Annotated in this window: 25 protein-coding genes, 1 tRNA gene and 1 pseudogene; 11 read left to right on the top strand and 16 right to left on the bottom strand. The window is 71.2% G+C overall.

Features of this window, described 5'->3' with window-relative positions; all coding sequences use genetic code 11:
• Positions 1-144: 144 nt before the first annotated feature.
• Entirely contained in the window at positions 145-609 is a 465-nt protein-coding gene (locus ACFYY1_RS13860) for a GatB/YqeY domain-containing protein (protein ID WP_329197178.1), read from the bottom strand.
• Between the two features lie 79 nt (positions 610-688).
• Between ACFYY1_RS13860 and ACFYY1_RS13855 the strand changes: the two genes are divergently transcribed.
• Together ACFYY1_RS13855 and ACFYY1_RS13850 are read left to right on the top strand one after the other, a co-directional pair.
• Positions 689-1,627: a metallophosphoesterase gene (locus ACFYY1_RS13855; protein ID WP_388584375.1), complete on the top strand. Its 939-nt coding sequence runs from the start codon at positions 689-691 to the stop codon at positions 1,625-1,627.
• A 136-nt stretch (positions 1,628-1,763) separates the two neighbouring features.
• Positions 1,764-1,837: transfer RNA gene (locus tag ACFYY1_RS13850), tRNA-Pro, on the top strand.
• 496 nt (positions 1,838-2,333) lie between these two features.
• Here ACFYY1_RS13850 and ACFYY1_RS13845 read toward each other — a convergent pair.
• Positions 2,334-2,660: a hypothetical protein gene (locus ACFYY1_RS13845; RefSeq protein ID WP_388584372.1), complete on the bottom strand. Its 327-nt coding sequence runs from the start codon at positions 2,658-2,660 to the stop codon at positions 2,334-2,336.
• Between ACFYY1_RS13845 and ACFYY1_RS13840 the strand changes: the two genes are divergently transcribed.
• From ACFYY1_RS13840 to ACFYY1_RS13830, 3 genes and pseudogenes are all read left to right on the top strand, one after another.
• Positions 2,659-3,807 carry a Rieske 2Fe-2S domain-containing protein gene (locus ACFYY1_RS13840; protein WP_388584370.1) on the top strand — a complete coding sequence of 383 codons (1,149 nt, stop codon included), beginning with the start codon at positions 2,659-2,661 and terminating at the stop codon, positions 3,805-3,807. The two genes, ACFYY1_RS13845 and ACFYY1_RS13840, sit on opposite strands and share 2 nt — an antisense overlap.
• A gap of 53 nt (positions 3,808-3,860) precedes the next feature.
• Complete coding sequence (locus ACFYY1_RS13835) at positions 3,861-4,007, top strand: flavin reductase (RefSeq protein WP_388584369.1); 147 nt, start codon at positions 3,861-3,863, stop codon at positions 4,005-4,007.
• Between the two features lie 12 nt (positions 4,008-4,019).
• A pseudogene (locus tag ACFYY1_RS13830) lies at positions 4,020-4,169 on the top strand (FAD-binding protein); the annotation flags it as partial.
• A gap of 30 nt (positions 4,170-4,199) precedes the next feature.
• On the opposite strand, the gene ACFYY1_RS13825 reads toward ACFYY1_RS13830, so the two are convergent.
• Entirely contained in the window at positions 4,200-6,410 is a 2,211-nt protein-coding gene (locus ACFYY1_RS13825; RefSeq protein ID WP_388584715.1) for a HelD family protein, read from the bottom strand.
• A gap of 337 nt (positions 6,411-6,747) precedes the next feature.
• On the opposite strand from ACFYY1_RS13825, the gene ACFYY1_RS13820 reads away from it, so the two are divergent.
• Positions 6,748-6,918 (top strand): hypothetical protein, encoded by a 171-nt coding sequence (locus ACFYY1_RS13820; RefSeq protein ID WP_266731752.1) that lies wholly within the window; start codon positions 6,748-6,750, stop codon positions 6,916-6,918.
• Positions 6,919-7,399: 481 nt separating this feature from the next.
• Positions 7,400-8,206 carry an SGNH/GDSL hydrolase family protein gene (locus tag ACFYY1_RS13815; RefSeq protein WP_388584366.1) on the top strand — a complete coding sequence of 269 codons (807 nt, stop codon included), beginning with the start codon at positions 7,400-7,402 and terminating at the stop codon, positions 8,204-8,206.
• A gap of 77 nt (positions 8,207-8,283) precedes the next feature.
• On the opposite strand, the gene ACFYY1_RS13810 is transcribed toward ACFYY1_RS13815, so the two are convergent.
• On the bottom strand, positions 8,284-9,657 hold the full coding sequence (locus ACFYY1_RS13810) for an MFS transporter (protein WP_388584364.1): 1,374 nt from the start codon (positions 9,655-9,657) through the stop codon (positions 8,284-8,286).
• A 139-nt stretch (positions 9,658-9,796) separates the two neighbouring features.
• Between ACFYY1_RS13810 and ACFYY1_RS13805 the strand changes: the two genes are divergently transcribed.
• Positions 9,797-10,351 (top strand): winged helix-turn-helix transcriptional regulator, encoded by a 555-nt coding sequence (locus ACFYY1_RS13805; RefSeq protein ID WP_388584362.1) that lies wholly within the window; start codon positions 9,797-9,799, stop codon positions 10,349-10,351.
• A 38-nt stretch (positions 10,352-10,389) separates the two neighbouring features.
• Here ACFYY1_RS13805 and ACFYY1_RS13800 read toward each other — a convergent pair whose 3' ends face one another.
• Both ACFYY1_RS13800 and ACFYY1_RS13795 read right to left on the bottom strand, forming a co-directional pair.
• The gene (locus tag ACFYY1_RS13800) at positions 10,390-10,779 is read right to left on the bottom strand and encodes a nuclear transport factor 2 family protein (protein WP_388584359.1); all 390 of its coding nucleotides are present in this window, start codon (positions 10,777-10,779) and stop codon (positions 10,390-10,392) included.
• 41 nt (positions 10,780-10,820) lie between these two features.
• Complete coding sequence (locus ACFYY1_RS13795; RefSeq protein WP_388584358.1) at positions 10,821-11,657, bottom strand: class I SAM-dependent methyltransferase; 837 nt, start codon at positions 11,655-11,657, stop codon at positions 10,821-10,823.
• Positions 11,658-11,727: 70 nt separating this feature from the next.
• On the opposite strand from ACFYY1_RS13795, the gene ACFYY1_RS13790 reads away from it, so the two are divergent.
• Positions 11,728-13,620 (top strand): S9 family peptidase, encoded by a 1,893-nt coding sequence (locus ACFYY1_RS13790; protein ID WP_388584356.1) that lies wholly within the window; start codon positions 11,728-11,730, stop codon positions 13,618-13,620.
• A gap of 67 nt (positions 13,621-13,687) precedes the next feature.
• Positions 13,688-14,557 carry an SURF1 family protein gene (locus tag ACFYY1_RS13785; protein ID WP_388584355.1) on the top strand — a complete coding sequence of 290 codons (870 nt, stop codon included), beginning with the start codon at positions 13,688-13,690 and terminating at the stop codon, positions 14,555-14,557.
• A 123-nt stretch (positions 14,558-14,680) separates the two neighbouring features.
• On the opposite strand, the gene ACFYY1_RS13780 is transcribed toward ACFYY1_RS13785, so the two are convergent.
• From ACFYY1_RS13780 to ACFYY1_RS13750, 7 genes are all read right to left on the bottom strand, one after another.
• Positions 14,681-16,165 carry a hypothetical protein gene (locus ACFYY1_RS13780; protein ID WP_388584352.1) on the bottom strand — a complete coding sequence of 495 codons (1,485 nt, stop codon included), beginning with the start codon at positions 16,163-16,165 and terminating at the stop codon, positions 14,681-14,683.
• Entirely contained in the window at positions 16,162-16,737 is a 576-nt protein-coding gene (locus ACFYY1_RS13775) for a SigE family RNA polymerase sigma factor (RefSeq protein ID WP_266731739.1), read from the bottom strand. Before ACFYY1_RS13775 ends, ACFYY1_RS13780 begins: the two co-directional genes overlap by 4 nt.
• A gap of 369 nt (positions 16,738-17,106) precedes the next feature.
• Complete coding sequence (locus ACFYY1_RS13770) at positions 17,107-18,171, bottom strand: aspartate-semialdehyde dehydrogenase (RefSeq protein ID WP_388584349.1); 1,065 nt, start codon at positions 18,169-18,171, stop codon at positions 17,107-17,109.
• Complete coding sequence (locus ACFYY1_RS13765; RefSeq protein WP_266915004.1) at positions 18,168-19,439, bottom strand: aspartate kinase; 1,272 nt, start codon at positions 19,437-19,439, stop codon at positions 18,168-18,170. The genes ACFYY1_RS13770 and ACFYY1_RS13765 overlap by 4 nt, the downstream gene beginning before the upstream one ends.
• Positions 19,440-19,830: 391 nt before the next feature.
• Positions 19,831-20,490 (bottom strand): DUF5063 domain-containing protein, encoded by a 660-nt coding sequence (locus ACFYY1_RS13760; RefSeq protein ID WP_266731732.1) that lies wholly within the window; start codon positions 20,488-20,490, stop codon positions 19,831-19,833.
• Positions 20,491-20,621: 131 nt separating this feature from the next.
• Complete coding sequence (gene recR / locus ACFYY1_RS13755) at positions 20,622-21,221, bottom strand: recombination mediator RecR (protein ID WP_124719582.1); 600 nt, start codon at positions 21,219-21,221, stop codon at positions 20,622-20,624.
• Positions 21,222-21,299: 78 nt separating this feature from the next.
• Complete coding sequence (locus tag ACFYY1_RS13750; RefSeq protein WP_072487886.1) at positions 21,300-21,635, bottom strand: YbaB/EbfC family nucleoid-associated protein; 336 nt, start codon at positions 21,633-21,635, stop codon at positions 21,300-21,302.
• A 357-nt stretch (positions 21,636-21,992) separates the two neighbouring features.
• Here ACFYY1_RS13750 and ACFYY1_RS13745 point away from each other — a divergent pair, with 357 nt between their 5' ends.
• Positions 21,993-22,754 carry an SLATT domain-containing protein gene (locus ACFYY1_RS13745; RefSeq protein ID WP_388584346.1) on the top strand — a complete coding sequence of 254 codons (762 nt, stop codon included), beginning with the start codon at positions 21,993-21,995 and terminating at the stop codon, positions 22,752-22,754.
• A gap of 41 nt (positions 22,755-22,795) precedes the next feature.
• Here the strand turns inward: ACFYY1_RS13745 and ACFYY1_RS13740 are convergent, their stop codons facing one another.
• From ACFYY1_RS13740 to ACFYY1_RS13730, 3 genes are all read right to left on the bottom strand, one after another.
• Positions 22,796-23,446, bottom strand: a complete 651-nt coding sequence (locus ACFYY1_RS13740) for a hypothetical protein (RefSeq protein ID WP_388584343.1) — start codon at positions 23,444-23,446, stop codon at positions 22,796-22,798.
• A 124-nt stretch (positions 23,447-23,570) separates the two neighbouring features.
• Positions 23,571-24,317 (bottom strand): GntR family transcriptional regulator, encoded by a 747-nt coding sequence (locus tag ACFYY1_RS13735; protein ID WP_388584341.1) that lies wholly within the window; start codon positions 24,315-24,317, stop codon positions 23,571-23,573.
• A 119-nt stretch (positions 24,318-24,436) separates the two neighbouring features.
• Positions 24,437-25,810 (bottom strand): aspartate aminotransferase family protein, encoded by a 1,374-nt coding sequence (locus tag ACFYY1_RS13730; RefSeq protein ID WP_388584338.1) that lies wholly within the window; start codon positions 25,808-25,810, stop codon positions 24,437-24,439.
• Between the last annotated feature and the right edge of the window lie 208 nt (positions 25,811-26,018).

Raw genomic sequence — 26,018 nt, 5'->3', positions numbered from 1 at the left:
GCGACCCCCCGCCCCCCCCGCCCCCACCCCCCGGGCCGGCCGGCGGCCCCCCGCCCCCCACGGCACAACCCCCAAGAGGTGGGGGGGCCGCGGATCGATCCCGATCCGCGGCACCCCACCTTCATGTCTTCCCTCGGCGCGGACTCAGCCCGCGAGGAGCTTCTTCACCGAGGCGGCCACCCGGCCGCCGTCCGCGCGCCCCGCCACCTTCGGGTTCACGATCTTCATGACGGCGCCCATCGCGCGCGGCCCCTCGGCCCCGGCGGCCCTGGCCTCCTCGACGGCGGACGCCACGATCGCGCCCAGCTCGTCGTCGCTCAGCTGCTTCGGCAGGTACGCGTCGAGGATCTCGCCCTCCGCCTTCTCGCGCTCGGCCTGCTCGGTCCGGCCGCCCTGGGCGAAGGCTTCGGCCGCCTCGCGGCGCTTCTTCGCCTCCTTGGCGATCACCTTCTGCACCTCGTCGTCGGAGAGCTCGCGGGCCGTCTTGCCGCTGACCTCCTCCTTCGTGATGGCGGTGAGGGTCAGCCGGAGCGTGGACGAGGTCAGCTCGTCACGCGCCTTCATGGCCGTGGTGAGGTCTTCCTTGAGCTTGGACTTGAGCGTGGTCATGTGCTGATTGTGGCAGGTACGGGGCGAGCGGCGCCCGCAGGTTTTCTTCCGGCCGCACGGTGTCTGCGACGATGGGCGCATGCGCGCACGCTACGGAGTACCCCTGAAAGTCACGGCAGTCGGCGCGGCGATCGGCGCAGCCGGCCTCGCCTACGCCGCCGGATTCGAGGCCCGCTCGTTCCGTCTGCGACGGGTCACCATCCCCGTACTCCCGCAGGGGGCACGCCCGTTGCGCGTACTCCAGGTCTCCGACATCCACATGGTGAGCGGCCAGCGCAAGAAGCGGGCCTGGCTCCAGTCGCTGGCCGGCCTGCGCCCCGACTTCGTCGTGAACACCGGCGACAACCTCTCCGACCCCGAGGCCGTGCCCGAGCTGCTCGACGCCCTCGGCCCGCTGATGGAGTTGCCGGGGGTGTACGTCTTCGGCTCCAACGACTACTACGGCCCCAAGCTCCGCAACCCCGCCCGCTACCTCGTCGAGAAGGCCCGGGGCAAGCACGGCCTCAACGGGAACGCGCCCGCGGTCGGCGTCGTCCACAACCCGTGGGAGCCGATGCGCGACGCCTTCGACGAGGCGGGCTGGCTGGGTCTGTCCAACACCCGCGGCCGCCTCAAGATCGACGGCCTGGAGCTCGCCTTCACCGGCCTGGACGACCCGCACATCAAGCGCGACCGCTACACGGAGGTGTCCGGCGGCCCCGAGACGGGCGCCGACCTCTCCATCGGTGTGGTCCACGCCCCCTACCTGCGCTCCCTGGACGCCTTCACCCAGGACGGCTACCCGCTGATCCTGGCCGGCCACACCCACGGCGGCCAGCTCTGCATCCCCTTCTACGGGGCCCTGGTCACCAACTGCGACCTGGACACGGACCGGGTCAAGGGCCTCTCCACCCACACCGTCGACGACCGCCGCGCCTACCTCCACGTGTCGGCCGGCTGCGGCACCAACCGCTACACCCCGGTCCGCTTCGCCTGCCCGCCCGAGGCGACCCTGCTGACCCTGACGGCCCGGGACTGAGGCACCCGTCCCGGCCCTCGCCCCGGCCTCCGTCCCGGGGCCCGGCCCTTCCCCGGCCGGCGGATCAGAAACCGGATTTCGTCTGCGGGCGCGGGTGGGCTAAAGTAATCGATGTCGCCAGGACATCGGCGGCGATCGGGGTGTAGCGCAGCTTGGCAGCGCGCTTCGTTCGGGACGAAGAGGTCGTGGGTTCAAATCCCGCCACCCCGACAGCTGAAACACCAGGTCAAGGGCTTGATCCGCATCGCGGGTCAAGCCCTTGAATGGTTTACGGGCCGCGACGCCCTCAGTGATCGTCGGCTCGTCCTCCTGACACGGGGCGGGCAGGGCGCTGAACCTGCCACGTCGGGCACCCCCGAATTCGCCGCCCCCGTCACTTCTGCTCGACGCGGGCCGCTGGCTCGGGTGCTGCTGTCATCCGTTGATCTTACGAAGCCCCCTACGGCATCCCGGCCCCAGCTCCAGCCTGGCCGGGGGAAATTAGCAGTCCAGGGGCCTGATCCACCGAGTGGATCAGGCCCCTGGACGGTTTACGGAGATCGTTGGGGAGAAGCCCGGGAAACGATTCCCACGACGGCTGCGGCCGCCGTGAACGACCCCACGGCCCCGTCATCCCCCGTACGGGATCACCGACCGCCGAGGACCTGGAGGAGTTCCGGAAGATGATCTCCTTCGGTGGCACGGAACCTGATGACGTGCACTGCCGTCACCGCCGGCCCACGCCCTCGGCCAGTGTCGGCGCCCCTCTGCGCAGGGTCGCCGCCGTGTGGCGAAGGGTCGCGGCCAGGCGGGGGAGCTCCATGGCGTCGGCCGGGCCGCTGAGCGAGATGGCCGCCAGCGGTGAACGGTCGCCCGCGCCGAGGAGCTCACCAAACTCGCCGCCGCCACCGGCGCGAACGAGCTCATGATCGTCACCGCGGTGCACGACCAGGCCGCCCGGCTGCGCAGTTACGAACTCGTCGCCGACGCCCTGTCCGCGCACCGCGCCTGAGCGGTCCGCGCCCCAGCCCTCTCCCACCCGAGGAATCCGCATGTCGCATTCCGCAGCGGCGGCCACCGTCTCCGGTACGCCGTCCGTCCGCGTGATCGAAGGCACGACGCCCCCGGCCCGCTTCGCGCGCGGCTGGCACTGCCTGGGCCTCGCCGACTCCTTCAAGGACGGCGACCCCCACGAGATCCAGGCGTTCGACCGGACCCTGGCCGTGTTCCAGGGCCAGGACGACGGCCGTCTGCACGTCCTGGACGCCCACTGCCGTCACATGGGCGGCAACCTGGCCCGCGGCACCATCAAGGGCGACTCGCTGGCCTGCCCGTTCCACGACTGGCGCTGGAACGGCGAGGGCCGGTGCTCGGCCATCCCGTACGCGCGCCGCGTGCCGCCCCGGGCGCGCACGCGCGCCTGGACCACGCTGGAGGAGAACGGCCAGCTGTTCGTCTGGCACGACCCCGAGGGCGCGCCGCCGCCCGCGCACGTGACCATCCCCCGGATCGACGACGTCTTCGGCGAGGACTGGTCCGACTGGTCCTGGGACAGCGTGCTCATCGAGGACGCCCACTGCCGGGAGGTGGTCGACAACATCGTCGACATGGCGCACTTCTTCTATGTGCACCACTCCGTGCCCACCCGGTTCACCAATGTCTTCGAGGAACACGTCGCCTCGATGTACATCGAGAGCACGCCGCGCCGCGACTCGGGGATCGAACTGATCGGCGCCGATCTGAGCCTGCGCTCCGACGCCGCCTACTACGGCCCCTCCTACATGATCGACCGCGTGTGGCAGCCGTTGGGCGACGGCACCGAGGCCGAGTCCGTACTGATCAACTGTCACTATCCGGTCTCCGCCACGTCCTTCAGGCTGATGTGGGGCGTGAAGGTGCGCCGCCTGCCGGGCATGACGGCCGACGAGGCCGCCGATGGAGCCGCGCGTACCTCCGACGGGCTGGGCGTCGCGTTCCAGCAGGACATCGACATCTGGCGGCACAAGACGCACATCGACAACCCGCTGCTCTCGGACGGCGACGGGCCCGTCTACCAACTGCGCCGCTGGTACCAGCAGTTCTACGTCGACGCGGACGACGTCGCGGACGACATGACGCGCCGCTTCGAGTTCGAGATCGACACCCGCCCGGCCAACGAGCGCTGGGACCGCGAGATGGACGCCAACATGGCGCGCTCCTGAGCCACTCGCCCGCACCACCTGCAGCCATCCACAACATGACCAGGGGGTTCACCATGTCCACCACCGACGCGCGCGACACCTTCCGCGACGCCGCCGCGGCCTTCGGCACCGGTGTGGCGGTCATCACCGCACAGGGGGCCGACGGCCCCGCAGGTCTCGCCGTGCAGGCCTTCGCCTCGCTCTCGCTCGACCCGCCCTAGCGCGAGGACGGCTCCCCCGTCGAGGGCCTGTACGCGGCGGGGAACGTGGCCGCGGCCGTGATGGGGGAGACGTACCCGGGACCCGGTGCCACGATCGGCCCCGCGATGGCCTTCGGCTGGATCGCGGTGGAGCACCTGGCGGCCTCGGGCCCGACGGCCTGAGCCCCCCGGTCACCGGCGCCGCCCCCGGCATCAGCGCAGCGGCTCGGGCAGTTCTTCCCGGTGGACGATGCCCAGCCGCTGTGTCGCCCGGGTGAGCGCCACGTACAGGTCGCTGGTCCCGAACCGCCCCGGCTCCACGACCAGGACATGGTCGAATTCGAGCCCCTTGGCCTCGCGCGGGCCGAGCAGCACCACGGTACGGGTGAGGTCGGGTTCGGCGCCGGCCGTGACCCCGTCGAGCCCGGCTGCGATCTCCTCGTGCAGGGCGCGCGGCGCGATCACCGCGAGGCGTCCCTCCTCGGGCGTCAGCTCCGCGACGGCCGCCGCCACCGCGCCCGCCAGATCCGCCCCGGCGTCCCGTGTCCACGGCGTCCGGCCGGTGGACCGTACCGACCCGGGCGGTTCGAACGAGGGGTCCTCGGCACGTACGACACCGGCCGCCAGCTCCATGATCTCGGCGGGCGTACGGTAGTTGACCCTCAGTTTCACGTGCTCGAAGCGGTCGCCCACGTACGGTTCGAGGATCCTTTCCCACGAGCCGACGCCCGCTTCCTCGGAGGTCTGCGCCGGATCGCCGACCAGGGTCATCGAGCGCGTCGGTGACCGGCGCATCAGCAACCGCCATGCCATCGGCGACAGTTCCTGCGCCTCGTCGACGATGATGTGCCCGAACGCCCAGGTCCGGTCGGCGGCGGCCCGCTCGGCCGCGCTCCGGTGGTCGGCCTCCTCGTGCCGCTCGGCCATCCGTTCGGCGTCGATGACGTCGTGGGCGGCCAGGACCTCGGACTCCTCGTCCTCGAACTCGTACGTCTCCGACCCCCGGGACAGGTCCAGGACGCCCTGCGCGTACGCGACCCGCCGCAGCCGCTCGGCCTCGGCGGCGGCCCGCTCGGCGCTGTCGTCCGCCCCGAGCAGTTCGGCCACTTCGTCCAGGAGCGGCACATCGGCCGGGGTCCACGCCGGGTCTCCGGAGACGCGCCGGATGGCCTCGGCGTCCTCCTCCGGAACGTGCACCGGCTCGGCCAGATAGTCGGCGAGGAAGCCCTCGGGGGTGAGCGCCGGCCACAGCGTTCCGACGGCGGCGTGCACCTCCTCGCTCGCGGCGACGCCCTTGCCGAGCTGGGCGATGTCGTCGGGGCCGAGGAAGTTGGGGCCGCCGTACGGATCCGCGCCGATGCGTTCGGTGAGCTGGGCGGTGAGGGCGTCGATGACGTGGAACGCGAAGTACGGACGGGCGAGGTTGTGCGGCAGCCGGGTCTCGCGCGCCGCGCGGCGGGCCTCGTGGGCGATCTCCCGGTCCAGGACGAGATCCCCGTCGTCGTGCGGGATGACCACCGGTGCGCCGGGCTCGGGCAGCTGCTGCCGGTCGTTCACGGCGAGGGCGAGTGCCTCGGCCATGGCCGCGCCGCCCTTGGCGGCTGCCGCGCGGGGGGTGTCGGTGCCACGGGCGTGGACACCGGGGAAGAGCTCGGCCTGCGTGGCGAGCATGACCCCGGTCTCGCCGAGTGCGGGCAGCACCTCGCCGATGTAGCGGAGGAAGGCCGGGTTGGGGCCCACGACCAGGACCGCGCGCTTGGCCAGCAGCTCACGGTGCTCGTACAGCAGGAAGGCCGCACGGTGCAGGGCGACCGCCGTCTTGCCCGTGCCGGGGCCGCCCTCGACGACGAGGACACCGCGGTGCGGGGCACGGATGATGCGGTCCTGCTCCGCCTGGATGGTCCGCACGATGTCGCCCATGCGGCCGGTACGGGCGGCGCCGAGCGCGGCGAGCAGCACGGCGTCGCCGCTCGGGTCCTCGAAACCGGTGCGGTCACGATCCCCGAGATCGAGGATCTCGTCGTGCAGCTCGGTGACCGCGCGGCCGTCGGTGGTGATGTGCCGGCGCCTGCGCAGCCCCATGGGTGTATGCCCGGTGGCGAGATAGAAGGGCCGGGCGACCGGTGCCCGCCAGTCGATCAGAAGGGGTGTGTGTTCGGTGTCGTCCTCGCGAATTCCGATACGGCCGATATGGTGCGCCGCACCGTCGCGGAGATCGATTCGGCCGAAACAGAGTGAGCCGTCCACCGCGTTCAGCGCCGCCAGCAGGCCGGAACGTTCGGCGACGAGCACATCGCGTTCGAGGCGTGCCTGCAGCCCGTTCCCCACGGGGGTCAGCGCGTCCTCGACGTGCTGCGCGGTGGCCCCGCGCAGCGTGTCGACACGGTCGTAGAGCCGGTCGATGAATTCCTGCTCCTTCTGCAATTCGACGTTTTCGCGAGTTGACAAAATCACTCCCTGCCGGATATGGTGATTCTTGTAGGCCCCCGTTGAGGGGCCTTTTTCTGTACACACAGAACCACCCAATATACGTGAGGAAATCCCCGTTCCGCAATTGCGGAGCGGGGATTTCCTGCGCTTATGGAGCGGTTGCCGCGGCACGGTTCGGGGGCGTCGCGGATCCCGGCGCGAGCGGCCCTCCGTCGGATCCGGACCCCGACGGAGTCGCACCGGGCACCCACCACCCGGAATGCACCTTTCGCACCTACATGCGAGTCTGGTGATGGCCCATCGTCCGAGATCCGCAACAGGAGGCACGATCGTGGGCAAGAAGCAGAGTCGGCAGAACCGGGGTGCCCGCACCGGCGGCCACGAACGCAGCGCTGCTCCGGAGACGAAGGAGCAGACGCGGCCAACGGCTGCCCAGGAGACGGTGCACTCGATCTCAGAACAGGTCTCCCACCGGAAGCAGCGGAGGTTCGGCCACAACTGACCCTCCTGAGGACCACGACAACCACCTAGAACCACGACAACCGCCCTCCGCGGCGGCACCCCCGCACTCGGGGGCGGCCGCCGCGGAGGGCGGTTTTTTTATGTCCGTCTGATCCCGCAGGCCCTCGCGCGCCCGCCACCGAGCGGGCGCGCGCCGCCGCATGCCCTCCGCCGCCGCATGCCCTCCGCCGGCACATGCCCCGCCGACGCACGACCTCCCGCCGCCGTACGACCTCCCGCCGACGCACGGCTTCCCGCCGCCGTACGACCTCCCGCCGATGCCCGAACTCCCGCAGAAACCTCACCCGTTCGGGGCGCTCCGGGAGGTTTGTCTACGCGCGGAGCTATGACACCCGAACGATCATTCGGGCATATCAGACCAGTTCTTCCGCAGGTATTACCGGCCGGTACCAACAGCTGCTAGAAACGTGGCGCTCAACCAACCCCCCACCCACCCCCCACACTTCGGAGGGCTGACAGTCATGTCAGTACGGAGATTCTGGGCGTCCGCATCCACTCTGGTCCTCGCCGCCGTGGCCGCGCTGGGCGTTGCCCAGCCGGCCTCGGCGAACTCCTCGGCCGCCGCCGACGGATACGTCGCCCTCGGCGACTCGTACTCCTCCGGCGTCGGCGCGGGGAGCTACCTGTCCGACAGCGGCGACTGCCGTCGCAGCACCAAGGCCTACCCCTACCTCTGGGCCGCCGCCAACTCGCCTTCTTCCTTTGCCTTCGTGGCCTGTTCCGGTGCCACGACCACTTCGGTGGCCGGCACCCAGCTGGGGGCGTTGAGCTCGTCCACCGGCCTGGTCAGTGTCACCGCGGGCGGCAACGACGTCGGGTTCGCCGATGTCATGCAGGACTGCGTGCTCTCCGGTGAGGCCGCCTGCCTCAGCAGTGTCGGCTCGGCCGTTTCGCAGGTCCAGAACTCGCTGCCGTCCAAGCTGAGTTCGCTCTACGGTTCCATCCGGTCGCGGGCCCCGCAGGCCCATGTCGTGGTGCTGGGCTACCCGCGCTTCTACCAGCTGAGCGGCAGTTGCATCGCCGGGCTCTCGGAGAAGGAGCGGTCGGCCATCAACAACGCTTCCGACGTGCTGAACGGGGTCATCGCCAAGCAGGCGGCCGACGCCGGGTTCACGTTCTCCAGCGTGGTCGACGAGTTCACGGGGCACGAGCTGTGCTCCGGTGACGCCTGGCTCCACAGCGTGTCGATCCCGATCTACAACTCGTACCACCCCAAGGCCGCCGGGCAGTCCGGTGGTTACCTTCCGGCCTTCCGCTCGGCCGCGTAGGACGCGGACGACGGAGGTGCAGAAAGTGCGGCGGGCCGCCGGGGTTCTCCCGGTCGCCCGCCGCGCTGCTGCCCCGGTCAGGCGGGGGCCGACGCGGCGTCGGGCCGGCGCAGGGCCAGGGCGGTGGCCGCCGCGAGCACGGCGGTGGCCGCGGCGGCCCACCAGCCGTGACGGAAGGCGTCGAGCGCCTCGCCCGGCCCGTCCGGCGCGCCGAGCAGCGTGACCATCAACGCCACGCCCAGCACCGAACCCGTCTGGCGGGCCATCGTGGTGACGGCCGATCCGGTGCCGAAGCGGGCGGGCGGGAGGGCCGCGGCGGCCGCGCCGACCAGGGTGGGGAGGGCGAGGCCCACGCCGATGCCGGTGACCACCATGCCGGGCAGGAAGCCGCTCGCGTAGTGCGGGGCCGTGCCGAGTACGACGGCCCACCAGGCGAGCCCGCAGGCGAACAGCAGGCAGCCGAGTGCCGCCGTGCGCCCCGACCCGAGCCGGCGGACGACCGGTCCCGAGAGGACGGCGAGCACCGGCACGGCCAACGGCCCCGGCGCAATGGCGAGTCCGGTACGGATCGCCGAGTACCCCCACACCTGCCGGCACCAGAGCACCGACGTCAGCAGCATCGCCGCGAACGCGACGGTGAAGAGCAGAGCCGCGAGGGTGGCCGTCGCGAAGACCCGGGTACGCAGCATCGACAGCTCGACGACCGGGGCCGGGTGCCGGGCGGACCGTATCCGGAAGCCCGCGGCGAGAACGGCCGTCGTGAACAGCGCAGCCAGGACTTCCGGCGAACTCCAGCCCCAGGCATCGGCCTTGACCAGGGCGAGTGCCAGCGCGGCGATCGCGAGGGTGAGCAGCACCGCCCCGACGAGGTCCGGGAAGGGGCCCTCGCGGTGCGGGCGGGCGTCGGGCAGCAGCCGGGCGCCCGCGAGCAGGCCGATCAGGCCGACCGGCACGTTGACGAGAAAGACCCAGCGCCAGTCGGCCTCCACGAGCACGCCCCCGACCACCGGACCGAGGCCGGCCGCGATGCCGCCGATCGCCGCCCAGCCCCGGATGGCCCGGGGGCGGCGCTCCGCCGGGGTGTTGACGAGCAGGAGGGCGAGGGACGTCGGCATGAGCGCGGCGGCTCCGACGGCCTGCAGGGCACGGGCGGCCACCAGCCAGCCGACTCCGGGGGCGACGGCGCAGAGCGCGGAGGCGACGGTGAAGACCGCCAGCCCGAGGAGGAAGCCGCGGCGGTGCCCGTACCGGTCGGCGAGCCTGCCCGCGACGACGAGCAGTGCGGCGAAGACGATCGCGTACGCGTTGAGCACCCAGGACAGCGAGGCGAGGGAGCTGCCGCCGAAGGCGTCGCCGAGGGCGGGCATCGCGACATTGACGATGAACAGGTCGAGATTCACGACGAAGACACCGGCCGAGATGATCCAGCCGGAGGCCCGCGAAGAGGGCACGGTGACAGACACGGAGGAGGGTGCGGCGGCAGACACGGAGGAGGGCGCGGCGGCGGGCACGGAGTCGGGTGAGTTTGATTCTCCAACTGACATGGCGGCAAGGTAGCGCCAGTGAGTTTGAGATGGCAACCTTGTGGTGATGAGTGCTGCACAGGAACCCCACGCCCGCACCGCCCCGGCGGTCACGCTGCCCGGCCGGCCCTGCTCGGCCGCCGCCGCGCTGCACGTGGTGGGTGAGAAATGGGCGCTGCTCGCGGTGCGCGAGATCTTCTTCGGCAACCACCGGTTCGAGGCGATCGCCCGTAACACCGGGGCACCCCGCGACCGTCTCGCGGCGCGGCTGCGCTCACTGGAGCAGGCCGGAGTGGTCGAGCGGCGGCCCTACAACGAACGCCCGCCGCGCTACGAGTACCACCTGACCGAATCAGGACGCGATCTCGCGCCGGTCATCCGGGCGCTGCTGGACTGGGGCGACCGGTGGGTGCTGGAGGACCGGCCGGTGGTCATGGTCCACGAGCCGGCCGCGAACGCCGCCGGACGTGCGGACGAGGATGCCCATGCGCACGATCTCGACGCGGCGTGGATCTGCCGCACCTGCGGCGAGGAAGTCGTGATGAACACGCTGACGGTCGATGTCCGCGCCCCCGGATGGGACCGCTCGGGCCCCAGGCAGCCGGCCCCGTCCGACGACTGAGGCCGAGGCCGAGAGCCGAGCCCCCGGCGGGCCGGGCGTCAATACCGCTCGACGAGGTGCTCCCGGCCCGCCGGGGGCTCGTACGGCTCGGGCCAGAAGTCGGTGATCTCGCTGATCCGCCCCGTCGCGTCGAACACGAAGAAGTGAATGGCGTGCAGCTCCTCGCCGCCGGCCGTGAAGCGCGTACGGACGGCGGCCTGCCGCTCCTGGCCGTCGGCCACGACGCGCTCCATGCGGACCCGCCAGTCCCCCGGGTACTCCCGGTTGAACCGCACATACCGCTCCTTCCCGCGAATGCGCTCGCGGGTCTGCGGCAGGTCGAACAACACCTCGTCGGCCAGCGTCGCGGCGAAGGCGTCCCAGTCGCGGGCGTCGGCCGCGCTCCAGTACGTCTCCACCACGGCGCGCAGATCGGCAGTCGTCGTCATGGGTCCGAGTCTGGACCCCGCCACTGACAATCCGCCCTTGTTCAGGAATCGGCCGCCCGCGACGCCTTGATGGAGTACATCAGCGGGATGCGCGGCCGGTCGGCCGGGAAGCGGTAGTAGCCGTCGCTCTGCCGTTCCAGCGTCGGGAAGCGGGCGAAGAGCGAGGCGTCGTGCTCGTGCAGGAACTCGATCCGCAGCCCGGTGGCGGCCAGCGCCGACACCACCTCGCCGATCGGGTGCTGCCACTCGACGCTGCGGTTGTGGACGGTGGGCGCGTCGAAGTCCGCGTACGTGCCCGGCGTCTCGTCCACCCATGCGTCGCGGCTGAAGTAGTCGTGGTCGACCTTCGTCCCGGTGTCGTCGTCGAGGCAGTCCGTCATCGGATGGAACTCCGCGAGGTAGAGGAACCCCCCGGGCGCCACGAGCGATGCGGCGGTCTCGGCCCAGCGACGGATGTCGGGCAGCCAGTTCAGCGCGCCGATGCCGGTGTAGACGATGTCGTACGAGGAGTCGGGGACGGCCTCCGCGGCGTCGTGGACGTCGGCCGCGACGAACGCCGCCCGGTCCTGGTCGAACCCGAGTTCGCGGGCCAGGACGCGCGCGGTCTCGACGGCCGGCTCGGAGAAGTCCAGGCCGACGACCTGTGCGGCGCCGTGCCGGGCCCAGGAGAGGGTGTCGACGCCTATGTGGCACTGCAGATGCAGCAGGGACTTGCCCGTGACGTCCCCGACCTCGGCGAGTTCGAAGTCGCGCAGGGCGTCCTTCCCGGCGCGGAACGATTCGAGGTCGTAGAAGTCGCTCGTGACGTGGATGGGGACGCGCTCGTCCCAGAGCGCGCGGTTCGCCTCGCGCCAGTCGTCAGGGGTCGGTGCATGCATGCCGGGAGGTTATCCACAGGCTGAGGACGACGCGAACGAATTGTCGGCGTTCCGACGCAGAATGGGGGGCATGACTGAGATCGCCGGCTCGACGACGGCCCCTTCCGCCCAGGAACCCGCTGCTGCGGCGCCCGCTTCCGCACCCGCTTCCGCGCCGAGGTGGGAGCAGCGCTTCCGGGCGCCACGGGTGTCCTTGCCCGACTGGGCGGAGGACGCGCCCGACCGCTCGCTGTTCGTCTCCAACGCCACGGGGACGTACGAGCTGTACGCGTGGGACCGCGCCACCGGCGCGCAGCGCCAGGTGACCGACCGGCCGAACGGCACGACGGACGGGGTGCTGACGCCCGGCGGGGAGTCGGTCTGGTGGTTCGACGACACCGATGGCGACGAGTTCGGGGTGTGGATGCGCCAGCCGTTCCACGGCGGTGGTGACGGGCAGCCGGGTGACGAGCCGGCGATGCCCGGTCTCGGTCCTTCGTACCCGGCCGGGCTCGCGATCGGGCGGGACGGCACGGCGGTGGCCGGCCGCTCGACCGACGAGGAAGGGACGACGGTCCACGTCGTGCGGCCCGGCGCGGCCCCCGTGGAGATCTACCGGCACCGCGAGTCGGCGGGCGTCGGCGACCTCAGTCATGACGGGACGCTGATCGCCCTGGAGCACACCGAGCACGGCGACGCGATGCACTCCGCGCTGCGCGTGGTGCGCCTCGACGGGACGACGGTCGCCGAGCTGGACGACACCGAGGGCGGCACGAAGGAGCTGGGCCTGTCCGTGCTGGGCTTCGCCCCCGTCGCCGGGGACCCGAGGCTTCTGGTCGGGCACCAGCGGCGGGGCCGCTGGGAGCCGATGATCTGGGACCCGACGACCGGCGTGGAGACGGAGCTCGCGATCGATCTGCCCGGCGATGTGGTCGCCGAGTGGTATCCGGACGCCTCCGCGCTGCTGGTCGTGCACGAATTCGAGGCCCGCAGCGAGCTGTGGCGGTACGAGCCGGGGGCGGGCGGCGCGCTCGTCCGGGTGGAGACGCCGGCGGGCTCGGTGTCCGGTGCCACGGCCCGGCCGGACGGCACGGTGGAGTACCTGTGGTCCTCGGCCGAGCAGCCGCCCGTCGTCCGGTCCACGTCGGGTGCGGTGGTGCTCGATCCGCCCGGCGCGAAGGCTCCGGCGTCCGTGCCGGTGGAGGACGTGTGGGTGGACGGGCCCGGGGGCCGCGTCCACGCTCTCGTCCAGCGGCCCGCCGCCCCGGCCCAGGGCCCGTTCCCCACCGTCTTCGAGATCCACGGCGGCCCGACCTGGCACGACAGCGACGCCTTCGCCTCCGGCCCCGCCGCCTGGGTGGACCACGGCTACGCGGTCGTCCGGGTCAACTACCGCGGTTCCACCGGTTACGGCCGTGCCTGGACGGACGCGCTCAAGCACCGGGTCGGCCTGATCGAGCTGGAGGACATCGCCGCGGTACGGGAGTGGGCGGTCAAGTCCGGCCTCGCGGACCCGGAGAAGCTGGTCCTGGCCGGGGGCTCCTGGGGCGGCTATCTGACCCTGCTCGGCCTCGGCACGCAGCCGGACGACTGGGCCCTCGGCCTGGCGGCGGTCCCGGTCGCCGACTACGTCACGGCGTACCACGACGAGATGGAGAACCTGAAGGCGATGGACCGCACGCTGCTGGGCGGTACGCCGGAGGAGGTTCCGGAGCGTTTCGAGGCGTCGTCCCCGCTGACGTACGTCGACGCGGTCCGGGCGCCGGTCTACATCTCGGCGGGCGTCAACGACCCGCGCTGCCCGATCCGCCAGGTGGAGAACTACGTCGACCGGCTGAAGGACCGGGACGCGGTGCACGAGGTGTACCGGTACGACGCGGGCCACGGCTCGCTCGTCGTGGAGGAGCGGATCAAGCAGGTCCGCCTGGAGCTGGACTTCGCCCGGCGCCACCTGGCCGCGGGGACGGACCCGGCCGGCTCGTAGCGGCCAGGCCCGGCCCCAGTCGGCCCCCCGCTCCGGGCGACCGGAGCGGGGACCGTACGGTGGAGGGGTGTACCGGTTCCTGCTGACCCCGCGATGGTGGGGGATCAACCTCTTCGTCGTGCTGGCCATCCCGTTCTGCGTGTTCATGGGCACCTGGCAGCTCGGCCGCTTCGAGGACCGCGTGCAGACGCACGACGCCGCCGAGAAGCAGCCCGCCCCCGGCACGAGGCCCGCCAAGCCGATCGATGAGCTCCTGCCCGTCGACAAGGTGACCTCCGGCCGCCCCGCCACCGCCACCGGCCGGTACGCCGACCAGTTCCTGGTGCCCGGACGGGAGTTGGACGACAAGAGCGGCTTCTACGTCCTCAACATGCTCCGTACGGACAACGGCAAGGCGCTGCCCGTCGTGCGCGGCTGGCTGCCCGGCAAGCCCGGCAGCACCGCCGTGCCGGCCGCACCGACCGGCGAGGTCACCGTGACCGGCGACCTCCAGGCGTCCGAGAACGCCGGCACCGCGGGTGTCGACACGGCGGGCGGGCTTCCCGAGGGCCAGCTGGGCATGATCAGCGCGGCGTCGCTGATCAATCTCGTCCCGTACGACGTCTACGACGCATGGGTGACGCTCCAGGACACGGGCGCAGGCACCGGCTCCGGCACCGGGTCCGGGTCCGGGGACAAGGCGGCCGACGCGCTGCGTCCCGTGCCCGCCGTTGCGGCGCAGGGCACCGGGCTCGACCTGAAGGCGTTCCAGAACCTCGGCTACACCGGCGAGTGGTTCGTCTTCGCCGGGTTCGTGCTCTTCATGTGGTTCCGGCTGATCCGCCGCGAAGCCGAAGCCGCGCGCGATCTGCAACTGGGCCTCGTCGAGGAAGAGGAAGCGGAAGCGGACGCCGATTCCGGCAAGAGCAAGGACGCCGTGGGCTCCGGCGCGGCCTGAGGCACACCGCAACGACACACGCAGCCACCTCCGCAGGCACGGACACAGACGCACGCGAGGGGCCCGCCGGATCGACGACCGATCCGGCGGGCCCCTCGTCGCATACGTCCACGTCGTACCACGTCACGTCGCGGGAGCGAGCACCCCGGTCCGGTAGATCGTGCCCGAGCAGGCGTTGGCGATCTTCGTCTCGGCGACCGGCGAGCCGGGCTCCGGCGTGTGCATCACCGCGACGCTGCCGTCCTGCGTCCCGCCGCCGTCCTCGCTGCCGAACTGCGTGTCCTCCCCCGACGTCCCGTCCGCGCTTCCCGTACCGGCGCCGGCGGCGGCCGCGCCGCTCGCACCGCCCGTGTCGTCGGTCGGCGTCGGGCTCGGCGAGCCTCCGACGGTCGGGCAGGTGTCCCTCGGCACCCAGGCGAACTTCACCTCGTACGCCATCGACGGCTTCAGCAGCACCGTCCCCTGCTCCTGCGAGGGGTCGGGCAGTCCGGCCGCCGCGTCGCCCGCGGTGTGCTGGACCACCGCGATCCTCGCCGGGTCGGCCGCGCCCATCGCCTGGAATCCCACGCTGCCGCCGCTGCTCACCGAGCAGTCCGTGCCGGAGACGTTGGCGATCCGGAAGGTGCCGTAGACCGTGCCGTCGGCACCGGGCGCACCGGTCTCGGCCGAGGCGACACCGAGCTGTCCCGGGTCGCAGGCCGGTATCACCGCCATCGCCGAACCGGACGGATCCGCGACCCCGCCCGACAGATGACCGTCGGCGCCCTGGCCGCGGCTGTCGGAGGGGCTGCTCGTGCTGCTGGGCCGGCCCGGACCGCCGTCGGCCTGTCCGTCGGTGTTGCCGCTGCTGTCCTCGCCGCCGGACTGCGAGTCGGCGTCGGCGCCGTTGCCGCCCTGCGCCTGCTCGCCGTGTCCGGCTATCGCGGGGTTGGCGGTGTCCGAACCGTCGGAGTTCGCGACGTGGACGAAGGCGGGTACCGCGGTGCCGATGAGCAGCGCCGCGGCCGCCAGTCCGACGACGGCCTGGCGTCGCTTCGCCCGCCGGACGGGAACCGCGCGTTGCAGATGGTCGAGCGTGCCGTCGCTGGGCTCGATGTTCCGGACGGCCCCGTGCAGCATCCGCCGCAGGGCGACCTCGTCGAGATCCGCGCCGCCGCCGATGGCCGGACCAGCATCCGGACCGCTGTCCGGGCCGAGCCCCGAACCGAAGAGGCTGCTCAGACTGCCGAGTGCAGCGGTCTCCGCGACCTCGGTGGTCTCAGCGGTCTCCACGACCTCGGTGGTCTCAGCAGTCTCGGCGGTCCTGGTGATCTCGGCCGTCTCGGCAGTCCTGGTGATCTCGGCCGTCTCGGCCGTCTCGGCCGCCCCGTCAGCTCCAGCCGCCTCAGCCGCCCCAGCCGTTCCAGGGTCGTGGTTCACAATTCCGTTTCCAGTCCGGTCATTCCGACGCTCACGCCGATGCTCCCGTTCGGAGCCGCTCACGCTCTCGGAGCCGCTCACGCTCTCGGAGCCGCTCACGCTCTCGGAGCCGCTCACGCTCTCGGGGTCGCTCGCACCTTCGGAGCCGTACTCGCCCTCGGGTGCGTTCTCGTACTCGCGCCGGCTCACTTCTGCGCCTCCATCACCACGCGCAGCGCCGCGATCCCGCGGGATCCGTAGGCCTTGACCGAACCCAGGGATATCCCGAGCGTCTCGGCCACCTGGACCTCCGTCATGTCCGCGAAGTAACGCAGCACCAGCACCTCCCGCTGGCGCCGTTGCAGCCCTCGCATCGCCTTGATCAGCGCGTCCCGCTCCAGCTGGTCGTACGCGCCTTCTTCCGCGCTCGCCATGTCCGGCATGGGCTTGGAGAGCAGCTTCAGCCCGAGGATGCGGCGGCGCAGCGCGGATCGCGAGAGGTTGACGACGGTCTGGCGCAGATACGCGAGCGTCTTCTCCGGGTCCCGTACGCGGTTGCGCGCCGAGTGCACCCGGATGAACGCCTCCTGTACCACGTCCTCGCACGAAGCCGTGTCGTCCAGGAGCAGGGCCGCGAGACCGAGCAGTGAGCGGTAGTGGGCGCGGTAGGTCTCGGTGAGATGGTCGACCGTGGTTCCGGCGGCCACGCTCTCCTCAGCGCCCTCGCGCTGCGCGGGCAGCCGTGCGGAACGCGCAGCGGGCATGGGCGCGATCACCGGCATACCGCCGGGTGCGCGGGGCCGTCGGAGCGGGCGGACCGAAGCGCCGCGCAAGGGGCCCACCACTGTGATTTCGAGAACCTCTGCCACGCCAGTTGGACACGTTTCCCCCCGTCAGGGTTGTACGCGCGCGGCACCGCGTTCGCCGCCGTGCGACATGCCCTCATACGTACCTGCACTTCCCCGAATACCCCGACTGCCCCGAATTGTTCCCCCCGCCGCGCCAGAAGGTGACCGCATAGACGCTCAGCCCTCGGTCGGCGGTTGCAGCAGGCTGAAAGTCATCGTCGGATACCCCGACACCCCATCTCAAGAGGTTGAGACCTTCAACTTACTCACAGGACGTTCACAGAGAGTACGAAATCGGTTCGATCAGGACCGGGGAAACTCCGCGGCCACCGATTCGGCGATCTGTGCCACGTTCAACGCCGCCCCCTTGCGGAGGTTGTCGCCGCAGACGAAGAGTTCCAGACCCCGGGGATCGTCCAGTGACCTGCGCACTCGTCCGACCCAGGTCGGATCGGTGCCGACGACGTCGGACGGTGTCGGGAAGTCCCCCGCCGCCGGGCTGTCGTACAGCACCACGCCCGGTGCCGTCGCCAGGATCTCGTGGGCCCGGTCGACCGCGATCTCGCTCTCGAACCGGGCGTGCACGGACATCGAGTGCGTCGCGATGACGGGTACGTACACGCAGGTCGCCGCGATCCGCAGGTCCGGCAGGTCCAGGATCTTGCGGCACTCCTCGCGGATCGCCATCTCCTCCGAGGACCAGCCGTCCCCGGCCTCGGTCCCGGCCCAGGGCACCACGTTGAGGGCGACCGGGGCGGCGAAGGGGCTGCCTTCCGTGTCCCCCAGGGCCCTGCGCACGTCCCCCGGCTTCGTGCCCAGTTCCGTACCGGCGACCATCGACAGCTGTTCGCGCAGCGCGGTGACACCGTCCCGGCCCGCCCCGCTCACCGCCTGGTACGAGGAGACGACCAGTTCCCGTACGCCGAATTCGGCGTGCAGCGCCCCGACCGCGACGATCAGCGCGAGCGTCGTGCAGTTCGGGCTCGCGACGATGCCGCGTGGCCGGATTCGTACGGCGTGCGGATTGATCTCGGGCACCACCAGCGGAACGTCCGCGTCCAGCCGGAACGCGACCGAGTCGTCGATGACGACCGTGCCCTTGGCTGCGGCGATCGGTGCCCACTGCGCGGAGACCTCGTCGGGCACCAGGAAGAGCGCCACGTCGACATCGTCGAAGACGTCCTCGGTGAGCTGGAGGACCTCGCTCTCCTCGCCGCGCACGACCAGCTTGCGGCCGGCCGAGCGCGGCGAGGCGATCAGCTTCACCTCGCCCCAGACATCCGCGTGCTGCGAAAGGATCTGGAGCATGACGCCGCCGATCGCCCCGGTCGCTCCGACGACCGCGAGCGAAGGACGGCGCGCGGTCATCGGCCGGTGCCCCCGTAGACGACGGCTTCGTCGGAGTCGCTGTCCAGACCGAAGGCGGTGTGCACGGCGCGCACGGCCTCTATGACGTCGTCGGCGCGGGTGACCACCGAGATGCGGATCTCGGACGTCGAGATCAGCTCGATGTTCACACCGGCGTCCGACAGTGCCTCGAAGAAGCCCGCCGTGACTCCCGGGTTGGTCTTCATGCCGGCGCCGACCAGGGAGATCTTCGCGATCTGGTCGTCGTAGCGCAGCGACTCGAAGCCGATGGTGCCGCGGTTGCGCTCCAGGGCGTCGATGGCCTTGCGGCCCTCGGCCTTCGGCAGCGTGAACGAGATGTCGGTCAGGCCGGTCGACGCGGCGGAGACGTTCTGCACCACCATGTCGATGTTGATCTCCGCGTTCGCGATGGTGCGGAAGATCGCGGCGGCCTCGCCCGGCTTGTCGGGCACGCCGACGACGGTGATCTTGGCCTCGGAGACGTCATGGGCGACTCCGGAGATGATCGCGTGCTCCACCTTCTGGTCCCCTTGCGGCTCGTTGCTGACCCAGGTTCCGCGCAGTCCGGAGAAGGACGAGCGGACGTGGATCGGGATGTTGTAGCGGCGTGCGTACTCCACGCACCGGTGCAGCAGCACCTTGGAGCCGGACGCGGCCAGCTCCAGCATGTCCTCGAAGGAGATCCAGTCGATCTTCCGGGCCTTCTTCACGACCCGCGGGTCGGCGGTGAAGACACCGTCCACATCGGTGTAGATCTCACAGACCTCGGCGTCCAGCGCGGCCGCGAGCGCGACGGCGGTGGTGTCGGACCCGCCGCGACCGAGGGTGGTGATGTCCTTCTTGTCCTGGGACACACCCTGGAACCCCGCGACGATCGCGATGTTCCCCTCGTCCAGCGCCGTACGGATACGGCCCGGCGTCACATCGATGATGCGCGCTTTGTTGTGGACCGAGTCGGTGATGACGCCTGCCTGGCTACCGGTGAACGACTGGGCCTCGTGGCCCAGGTTTTTGATCGCCATCGCCAGCAGGGCCATGGAGATCCGCTCTCCGGCGGTCAGCAGCATGTCGAACTCACGCCCGGCAGGGATCGGGGATACCTGCTCGGCGAGATCGATCAACTCGTCCGTCGTGTCGCCCATCGCTGACACCACGACAACCACCTGGTTGCCGTTCTTCTTGGCATCGACGATTCGCTTGGCGACGCGCTTGATGCCTTCGGCATCGGCTACGGAGGAGCCTCCGTACTTCTGCACGACAAGGCCCACGTGCGCTCCTCGCTCAGTCCATTACTGCGGTCGGCTCAGTTTAACGAGCAGTCCGGAATCGCCCCGCTGATACCACATGGTGAGATGTCCCGCTCAGCACGTGATCATCGGCGTGTCGCTCCGGACCGCTCGTACAGGTGTGCTGCCCGTCGAACCGGCTCGCATGCCGTATGTGGTCCAGCCCACACGCCGGGCGGCCCGGCTCCACGATTCACCGCTCCTGCACCTCTAGCGTGAACCGGAACCCAACCATCCGCCCACCGGAGGCCCGCCATGCGCACGTCGCCACGCGCACTGCCCCTACGCGTGCTCCCCCTGCTCCTCGCCCTCGCCGCGCTCCCCCTGGCCGCGTCCCCCGCCCACGCGGGCTCCACCTGACTGAGGGGGGCGCCTACTGCACCGGCCGCAGCCCCAGCGGTCCGGCGATCTCCTCGGCCATCACCCGGCCGGCCTCCTCGGCGAGGTCGTCGTCGAGGGTCTCCGTGTCGGTGTCCAGGCCGTCCAGCTCCTGGAGGGGCTGGTTGAGGCGGATGTGGGCGATCAGGGACTGCAGGGCGCGCAGGGTGGCGGAGGCGGTGGAGCCCCAGTTGGAGAAGTAGGAGAACTGCCACCACCACAGCGCCTCGGTGGTGCGGTCCTCCTCGTAGTGGGCCAGGCCGTGGCGCAGGTCGGTGACCAGGTCGGCCAGGTCGTCCGAGATCCGGGCCGGGACCGGGGCCTTGCGGGGCTCGTACGGGTCGAAGACCTCGGAGTAGACGTCGATCGGCTCCAGCAGGGCGGCGAACCGCTCGCGCAGCCCGTCGGCGTCCGGCTCGGCGCCCAGGTCCGGCTCGTAGCGCTCGTCGGGGACGATGTCCTCGTACGCGCCGAGCCGGCCGCCCGCCAGCAGGAGCTGGGAGACCTGGAGCAGCAGGACGGGGACGGCCTCCTCGGGCTCCTCGACCTTGGACACCTCGGTGACCGCGACGATGAACGTCTTGATCTGGTCGGCGATCTGGACGGCGAAGTCGTCCGGGTCCTGCGTGACGGAGTTCAGCGTGGCGTCAGACATCGAGGGGACCTCCCGTGGGCACGGTCGCGAACGGTGAGTAGAACATAGCGTCGCTGAACGTAAAGCCGCCGTGAGTCGCGGGAACGGTCCTCGAAACGGTCACGGGAAGAACATCGGAAGACGTAAAGGCATCACACATCGAGCAGGCGCCTCCCCTCGAAGGCGCGGCCCAGGGTGACCTCGTCCGCGTACTCCAGGTCGCCGCCGACCGGCAGGCCGCTGGCCAGTCTGGTGACCCGCAGGCCCATCGGCTTGACCATCCGCGCCAGGTACGTCGCGGTGGCCTCGCCCTCCAGGTTGGGGTCGGTCGCCAGGATCAGTTCCGTGATCGAGCCGTCGGCGAGGCGGGCGAGCAGCTCGCGGATGCGCAGATCGTCCGGGCCGACGCCCTCGATCGGGCTGATCGCGCCGCCGAGCACGTGGTACCGGCCCCGGAACTCACGGGTCCGCTCGATCGCGACGACGTCCTTCGGCTCCTCGACGACACAGATCACCGACGGGTCCCGGCGCGTGTCCCGGCAGATGTTGCACTGCTCCTGCTGGGCGACGTTGCCGCAGACCGAACAGAACCGGACCTTGTCCTTGACCTCCAGGAGGGCATGGGCGAGGCGGCGCACATCGGTCGGCTCGGCCTGCAGGATGTGGAAGGCGATCCGCTGCGCGCTCTTGGGACCGACGCCGGGCAGCCTGCCCAACTCGTCGATGAGGTCCTGAACCACGCCTTCGTACAACGGGAACGCCTTCCTTTCCTGCTTCTGTCTCTGATTCTGTTCTCGACCGGTCGGAAGGGACGGGCCGGAAGGGACGGGTCAGAAGGGGAGACCGGGCATGCCGCCCAGGCCCTGGGCCAGCGGGCCCAGCTTCTGCTGCTGGAGCTGCTGCGCGTTCTCGTTCGCCGCCTGGACCGCGGCGACGACGAGGTCGGCGAGCGTCTCGGTGTCCTCCGGGTCGACGGCCTTCGGGTCGATCACCAGATTGCGGAGCTCGCCGGAACCGGTCACGGTCGCCTTCACGAGACCGCCACCCGCCTGGCCCTCGACCTCGGTCCTGGCCAGTTCCTCCTGGGCCGCGGCGAGGTCCTGCTGCATCTTCTGGGCCTGCTGCAGCAGTTGCTGCATATTGGGCTGACCACCACCGGGAATCACGGTCACTCCTGGCAATTCGACGACAAAATGTTTCGGTAAGCCGAGCCTACGTGGTCCCCGGGCAGCGCGCCCCACTCACTGGCGCGCAACTCTTTCGAGTGAGTTTCAGGCAGCCCTTGCCGGGCTCCTATACCTGATCAAAGGCCCTGCGCACCCGGGAATACCGCGTTTTCTCCTCCGCAGCCCACCATTCGGCGGTAGGAAGGGCACACACATCAGGACACCCAGGCACACCGATCGTCACGCAAAGTTACCCCTTCGGGACTGTCGGCCATGCCGGAGAGCAGTGAGCACCCCACCGTCTCGAAACACATCGCCACTTCAGGCGTCGCTACGCAGAATGCAGAGGAGTACCCGGTGAGTCAGCCGGAGAAGCAGCCCGAAGGGCCGCCCCGCAACGAGCCCGGTCCGGCCGGCTCGGACTCCCGCGCACGGGGCCGGGATCTGACCGGTACGCCGTTCCCGCTCGGCGACTGGGGCGAACCCGCCGACCGCCTCGACGAGTTGTACCGCTGGGTGGAGGCCGACGCGCTGCGCACCGCCGACTGGTACCTGAACGACCGGGTGCGCAAGCGGCGCGGCGCCAGGGCGCTGCGGATCGGCACCGCGCTCGGGACGGTCTCGGGCACCGCGCTGCCGCTGCTCGATCTGACCGGGGCGCTGCCCGGGGCGGCGGGCTGGGGCTATCTGTCGCTGCTGCTGGGCGCCGCGTGCATGGCGTGCGACCGGTACTTCGGCCTCACCTCGGGCTGGATAAGGAATCTCGCCACCGCCCAGGCCGTGCAGCGGCGCCTCCAGGTGCTGCAGTTCGACTGGGCGTCGGAGTGCGTGCGGGAGGTGCTCGGCCCGACCGAGGGGACGGCCAGCGAGGCGGCCGAACGGTGCCTGGGGGTGCTGCGGCGGTTCTCGGAGGACGTCACGGAGCTGGTGCGCACCGAGACCGCGGACTGGATGGTGGAGTTCCGGGCCGGGCCCGCGCCGATGGGGCTGCAGGCGCTGTCGTCGGGTTCGGGGAACGGCGGGCGTCCGGATCAGGGGGTGCTGCCGGGGCGGTTCCCGCTCCAGACGATGACCCGGCCGAACATGCCGCGTCAGCGCCCGCCGGAGTCACCGCGATGACCTCGCGGTGACCCCGGGCCGCCCCGGGGGCCCGGCCGGCCTCAGCTGAAGATGATCATCGAGCCCTGGGCGAGGCTGCGGGTGGCCGCCGCGTGCAGGCCCAGCCAGACGTGCCGCTCGCGGGCGAACGGGCTGTTGTCGTACGGGATCGGCGCCGCCGGTTCCTCCAGGGAGGTCGGCGCGGCGGGCGGCAGCGGGGCGGCGGGCGGGTTCGCCGGGTCGATGCCGATGGACGGGGCGACGTACTGGAGCTCCCGCAGCAGCCCGTGCGAGGAGCCGAGCGGGCCGCCGCCCGCCAGCAGGTCGTCGTTGGAGAGCGGGGCGGCGAAGTCCAGCGGGACGTACGCCCCCGCGTGGTCGTAGTGCCAGACCAGGTGGGACTGCTGGGCCGACGCCTCGAACATCTCCAGCAACTGCTCGTAGTCCCCGCCCAGTTCGCCGACCGGTGTGACGGCGAGGCCGCTGAGCTGGAGCAGGAAGGCGCGGCGCAGGAAGTGCAGGGCGTCGTAGTCGAAGCCCGCGACCGGGGCGACGTCGCCCGTCAGGCCCGGCATGTAGGCGTACACGGGGATGGGCGGCAGTCCGGCCTCGCCCAACGCCTTGTCGTAGACGGCTATCTCTTCGGCGAACGGGTTGTCGGGGCTGTGGCACAGCACATCGACGAGGGGGACCAGCCACAGGTCACAGGCCACGAAGTCTCGCTCTCCCCTTGGGTGCGCAGGGAACGTGTGGAACGTTCGGGTTGGTCGGGACAGCGTAATGCGGTGGGCGCGTTGCGCACAGTGGCCAGTACCGATGGCCGAAGGGGACCGGGCCCTACGGCTCCGGCGTACCCGCGACCGGCTCCGGCCCGCCGCGCCCCGGATGTTCGAGCTCACCGGCCGCCAGCCGGTCCGCCCAGTTCAGCGCGTGTGCGCTGTAGTCGTCCATCACCGCGCGCACCGCGTCGTGTTCGCCGAGGGTGATCGCCGCGACCAGGTCCGGATGACCGTGCCAGAGCCAGTCCCGGGCCCTCGCGTCATGGCGCAGGTACGGCACCGCGAACACCCAGGCCTGCACGCGCAGTCGGTGCAGGAAGTCGTTGATGTAGGTGTTGCCCACCAGCACGCCCAGCTCGCGCCAGAACCGCAGGTCGTAGCCGATGAGGATGTCGAGGTCGCCGCCCAGCGCCGCCCGCGCCGCCTCCTGGGCCCTGCGGCGCACGGAGACCAGGCAGTCCCGGTACCCCTCCAGCTGCGCGGGCGAGGGCCCGGGGCCGAAGAAGACCGCGCGGATGACTCCGTCGATGACCAGGCTGCGGGCCTCGACCAGCGACCGGTAGTCGGCGACGGTGAATTCCCTTACCCGGAAGCCCCGGTGCTGGTCCGATTCCAGCAGCCCCTGTGCGGAGAGGTCGAAGAGCGCCTCGCGCACCGGCGTGGCCGAGACGCCGTACTGCTCGGCGATCTGCTTGACCGTGAATTCCCGCCCCGGCTGCAGACGCCCGGCGAGCACTTCGTCACGCAGCGCGTCCGCGATCTGCTGCCGCAGCGTACTGCGGGTCACAGCTCCGCTCGCGCACATGGCGCCCCTCCCCGTTCTTTGCTTCCGGTCACCTTAAGCCAGGGCCGCTGTGCCCGGATCCGGGCAGGGGAGGGGTGCCGTACCGCGGGGCGCGCACCGGGCGGCCCCGCGGGCACGGGTCACACTGTGTGCTCGTCCGCGACCGACAGCGCCGCGTCGAGGGCCGCGAGGCCCTCCTTGGCCTCGGCCTCGGTGATGTTGCAGGCCGGGACGGCGTGCGTGCGGTTCATGTTGATGAAGGGCCACAGGCCGTTCTTCTTGGCCGCGGCACCGAAGGCCGCCATCGGCGCGTTGGCCTCGCCCGCCGCGTTGTACGGGACCAGCGGCTCGCGGGTCTCCTTGTTGCGGACCAGGTCCAGCGCCCAGAACGCGCCGAGGCCGCGGACCTCGCCGACCGACGGGTGGCGCTCGGCGAGTTCGCGCAGGCCGGGGCCGAGGACCGTCTCGCCGATGTGGGCGGCGTTCTCGATGACCTTCTCGTCCTCCATCACGTGGATGGTGGCGACGGCGGCCGCGCAGGCCAGCGGGTGACCGGAGTACGTGAGTCCGCCCGGGTAGGCGCGGGTCTCGAAGGTCGCGGCGATCTCGGCGGAGATCGCGACGCCGCCGAGCGGCACGTAACCGGAGTTGACGCCCTTGGCGAAGGTCATCAGGTCCGGCACCACGTCGAAGTGGTCGGCGGCGAACCACTTGCCGGTGCGGCCGAAACCGGCCATGACCTCGTCGAGGATGAAGACGATGCCGTACCGGTCGCAGATCTCGCGGACGCCGGCGAGGTAGCCGGGCGGCGGCGTCATGATGCCCGCGGTGCCGGGGATCGTCTCCAGGATGATCGCGGCGATGGTGCCGGGGCCCTCGAAGGCGAGGGTGTCCTCCAGGTGCTGGAGCGCGCGGGCGCACTCCTCGGCCTCGGTCTCGGCGTGGAACGGCGAGCGGTAGAGGAACGGTGCCCAGAAGCGGACGACGCCCGCCGAGCCGTTGTCGGACGGCCAGCGGCGCGGGTCACCGGTCAGGTTGATCGCGGTGGAGGTGGCGCCGTGGTACGAGCGGTAGGCGGAGAGCACCTTCGAACGGCCGGTGTGCAGCCGGGCCATCCGGACGGCGTTCTCGACGGCCTCGGCACCGCCGTTGGTGAAGAAGATCTTGTCCAGGTCGCCGGGGGTGCGCTCGGCGATGAGGCGTGCGGCCTCGGAGCGCGCCTCGATCGCGAACGCGGGGGCGAAGGTGGCGAGCTTGCCCGCCTGCTCCTGGATCGCGGCGACGACGGTGGGGTGCTGGTAACCGATGTTGGTGTAGACGAGACCGCTGGTGAAGTCCAGGTAGCGGTTGCCGTCGTAGTCCCAGAAGTACGCCCCCTCGGCGCCGGCGACGGCGAGCGGGTCGATCAGGCCCTGGGCGGACCAGGAGTGGAACACGTGCGCGCGGTCGGCGGCCTTCACGGCCGCACCGGCAGCGGGGTCGACATGCGGTGCATGCGGGGCATGAGGGGTCATGCGGCGAGCGTAGGCGGTGCCAGGAACGCGCCGACATGGCCACCTTGTATGGCGTGGGGCGCTCCGCTGGGCAGGGTGTCGGGTTGCCGCCGTACGGGGCCGGAGCGGAGCGGAGGCGGACGGAAGGCGGAAGGGAGGGAGCCCGGGGATCGCAACCGGCCCGGCCACGCGCTGCGTGGATCCCTATGATCGAGCGAGCCACGCGAGG

Origin of the sequence: Streptomyces sp. NPDC001890 (genome assembly GCF_042891445.1) — a bacterium.
GTDB lineage: Bacteria > Actinomycetota > Actinomycetes > Streptomycetales > Streptomycetaceae > Streptomyces.
The sequence above is the reverse complement of the archived record's forward strand: the minus strand, read 5'-3'. Positions and strand labels throughout refer to the sequence as shown.

Coding starts and splice junctions, on each gene's coding strand:
- ACFYY1_RS13860 (WP_329197178.1), bottom strand. CDS start 609: ATGACCACGCTCAAGTCCAAGCTCAAGGAAGACCTCACCACGGCCATG.
- ACFYY1_RS13855 (WP_388584375.1), top strand. CDS start 689: ATGCGCGCACGCTACGGAGTACCCCTGAAAGTCACGGCAGTCGGCGCG.
- ACFYY1_RS13840 (WP_388584370.1), top strand. CDS start 2,659: ATGTCGCATTCCGCAGCGGCGGCCACCGTCTCCGGTACGCCGTCCGTC.
- ACFYY1_RS13845 (WP_388584372.1), bottom strand. CDS start 2,660: ATGCGGATTCCTCGGGTGGGAGAGGGCTGGGGCGCGGACCGCTCAGGC.
- ACFYY1_RS13835 (WP_388584369.1), top strand. CDS start 3,861: ATGTCCACCACCGACGCGCGCGACACCTTCCGCGACGCCGCCGCGGCC.
- ACFYY1_RS13815 (WP_388584366.1), top strand. CDS start 7,400: ATGTCAGTACGGAGATTCTGGGCGTCCGCATCCACTCTGGTCCTCGCC.
- ACFYY1_RS13805 (WP_388584362.1), top strand. CDS start 9,797: ATGAGTGCTGCACAGGAACCCCACGCCCGCACCGCCCCGGCGGTCACG.
- ACFYY1_RS13800 (WP_388584359.1), bottom strand. CDS start 10,779: ATGACGACGACTGCCGATCTGCGCGCCGTGGTGGAGACGTACTGGAGC.
- ACFYY1_RS13795 (WP_388584358.1), bottom strand. CDS start 11,657: ATGCATGCACCGACCCCTGACGACTGGCGCGAGGCGAACCGCGCGCTC.
- ACFYY1_RS13790 (WP_388584356.1), top strand. CDS start 11,728: ATGACTGAGATCGCCGGCTCGACGACGGCCCCTTCCGCCCAGGAACCC.
- ACFYY1_RS13775 (WP_266731739.1), bottom strand. CDS start 16,737: ATGCCGGTGATCGCGCCCATGCCCGCTGCGCGTTCCGCACGGCTGCCC.
- ACFYY1_RS13770 (WP_388584349.1), bottom strand. CDS start 18,171: ATGACCGCGCGCCGTCCTTCGCTCGCGGTCGTCGGAGCGACCGGGGCG.
- ACFYY1_RS13760 (WP_266731732.1), bottom strand. CDS start 20,490: ATGTCTGACGCCACGCTGAACTCCGTCACGCAGGACCCGGACGACTTC.
- ACFYY1_RS13735 (WP_388584341.1), bottom strand. CDS start 24,317: ATGTGCGCGAGCGGAGCTGTGACCCGCAGTACGCTGCGGCAGCAGATC.
- ACFYY1_RS13730 (WP_388584338.1), bottom strand. CDS start 25,810: ATGACCCCTCATGCCCCGCATGCACCGCATGTCGACCCCGCTGCCGGT.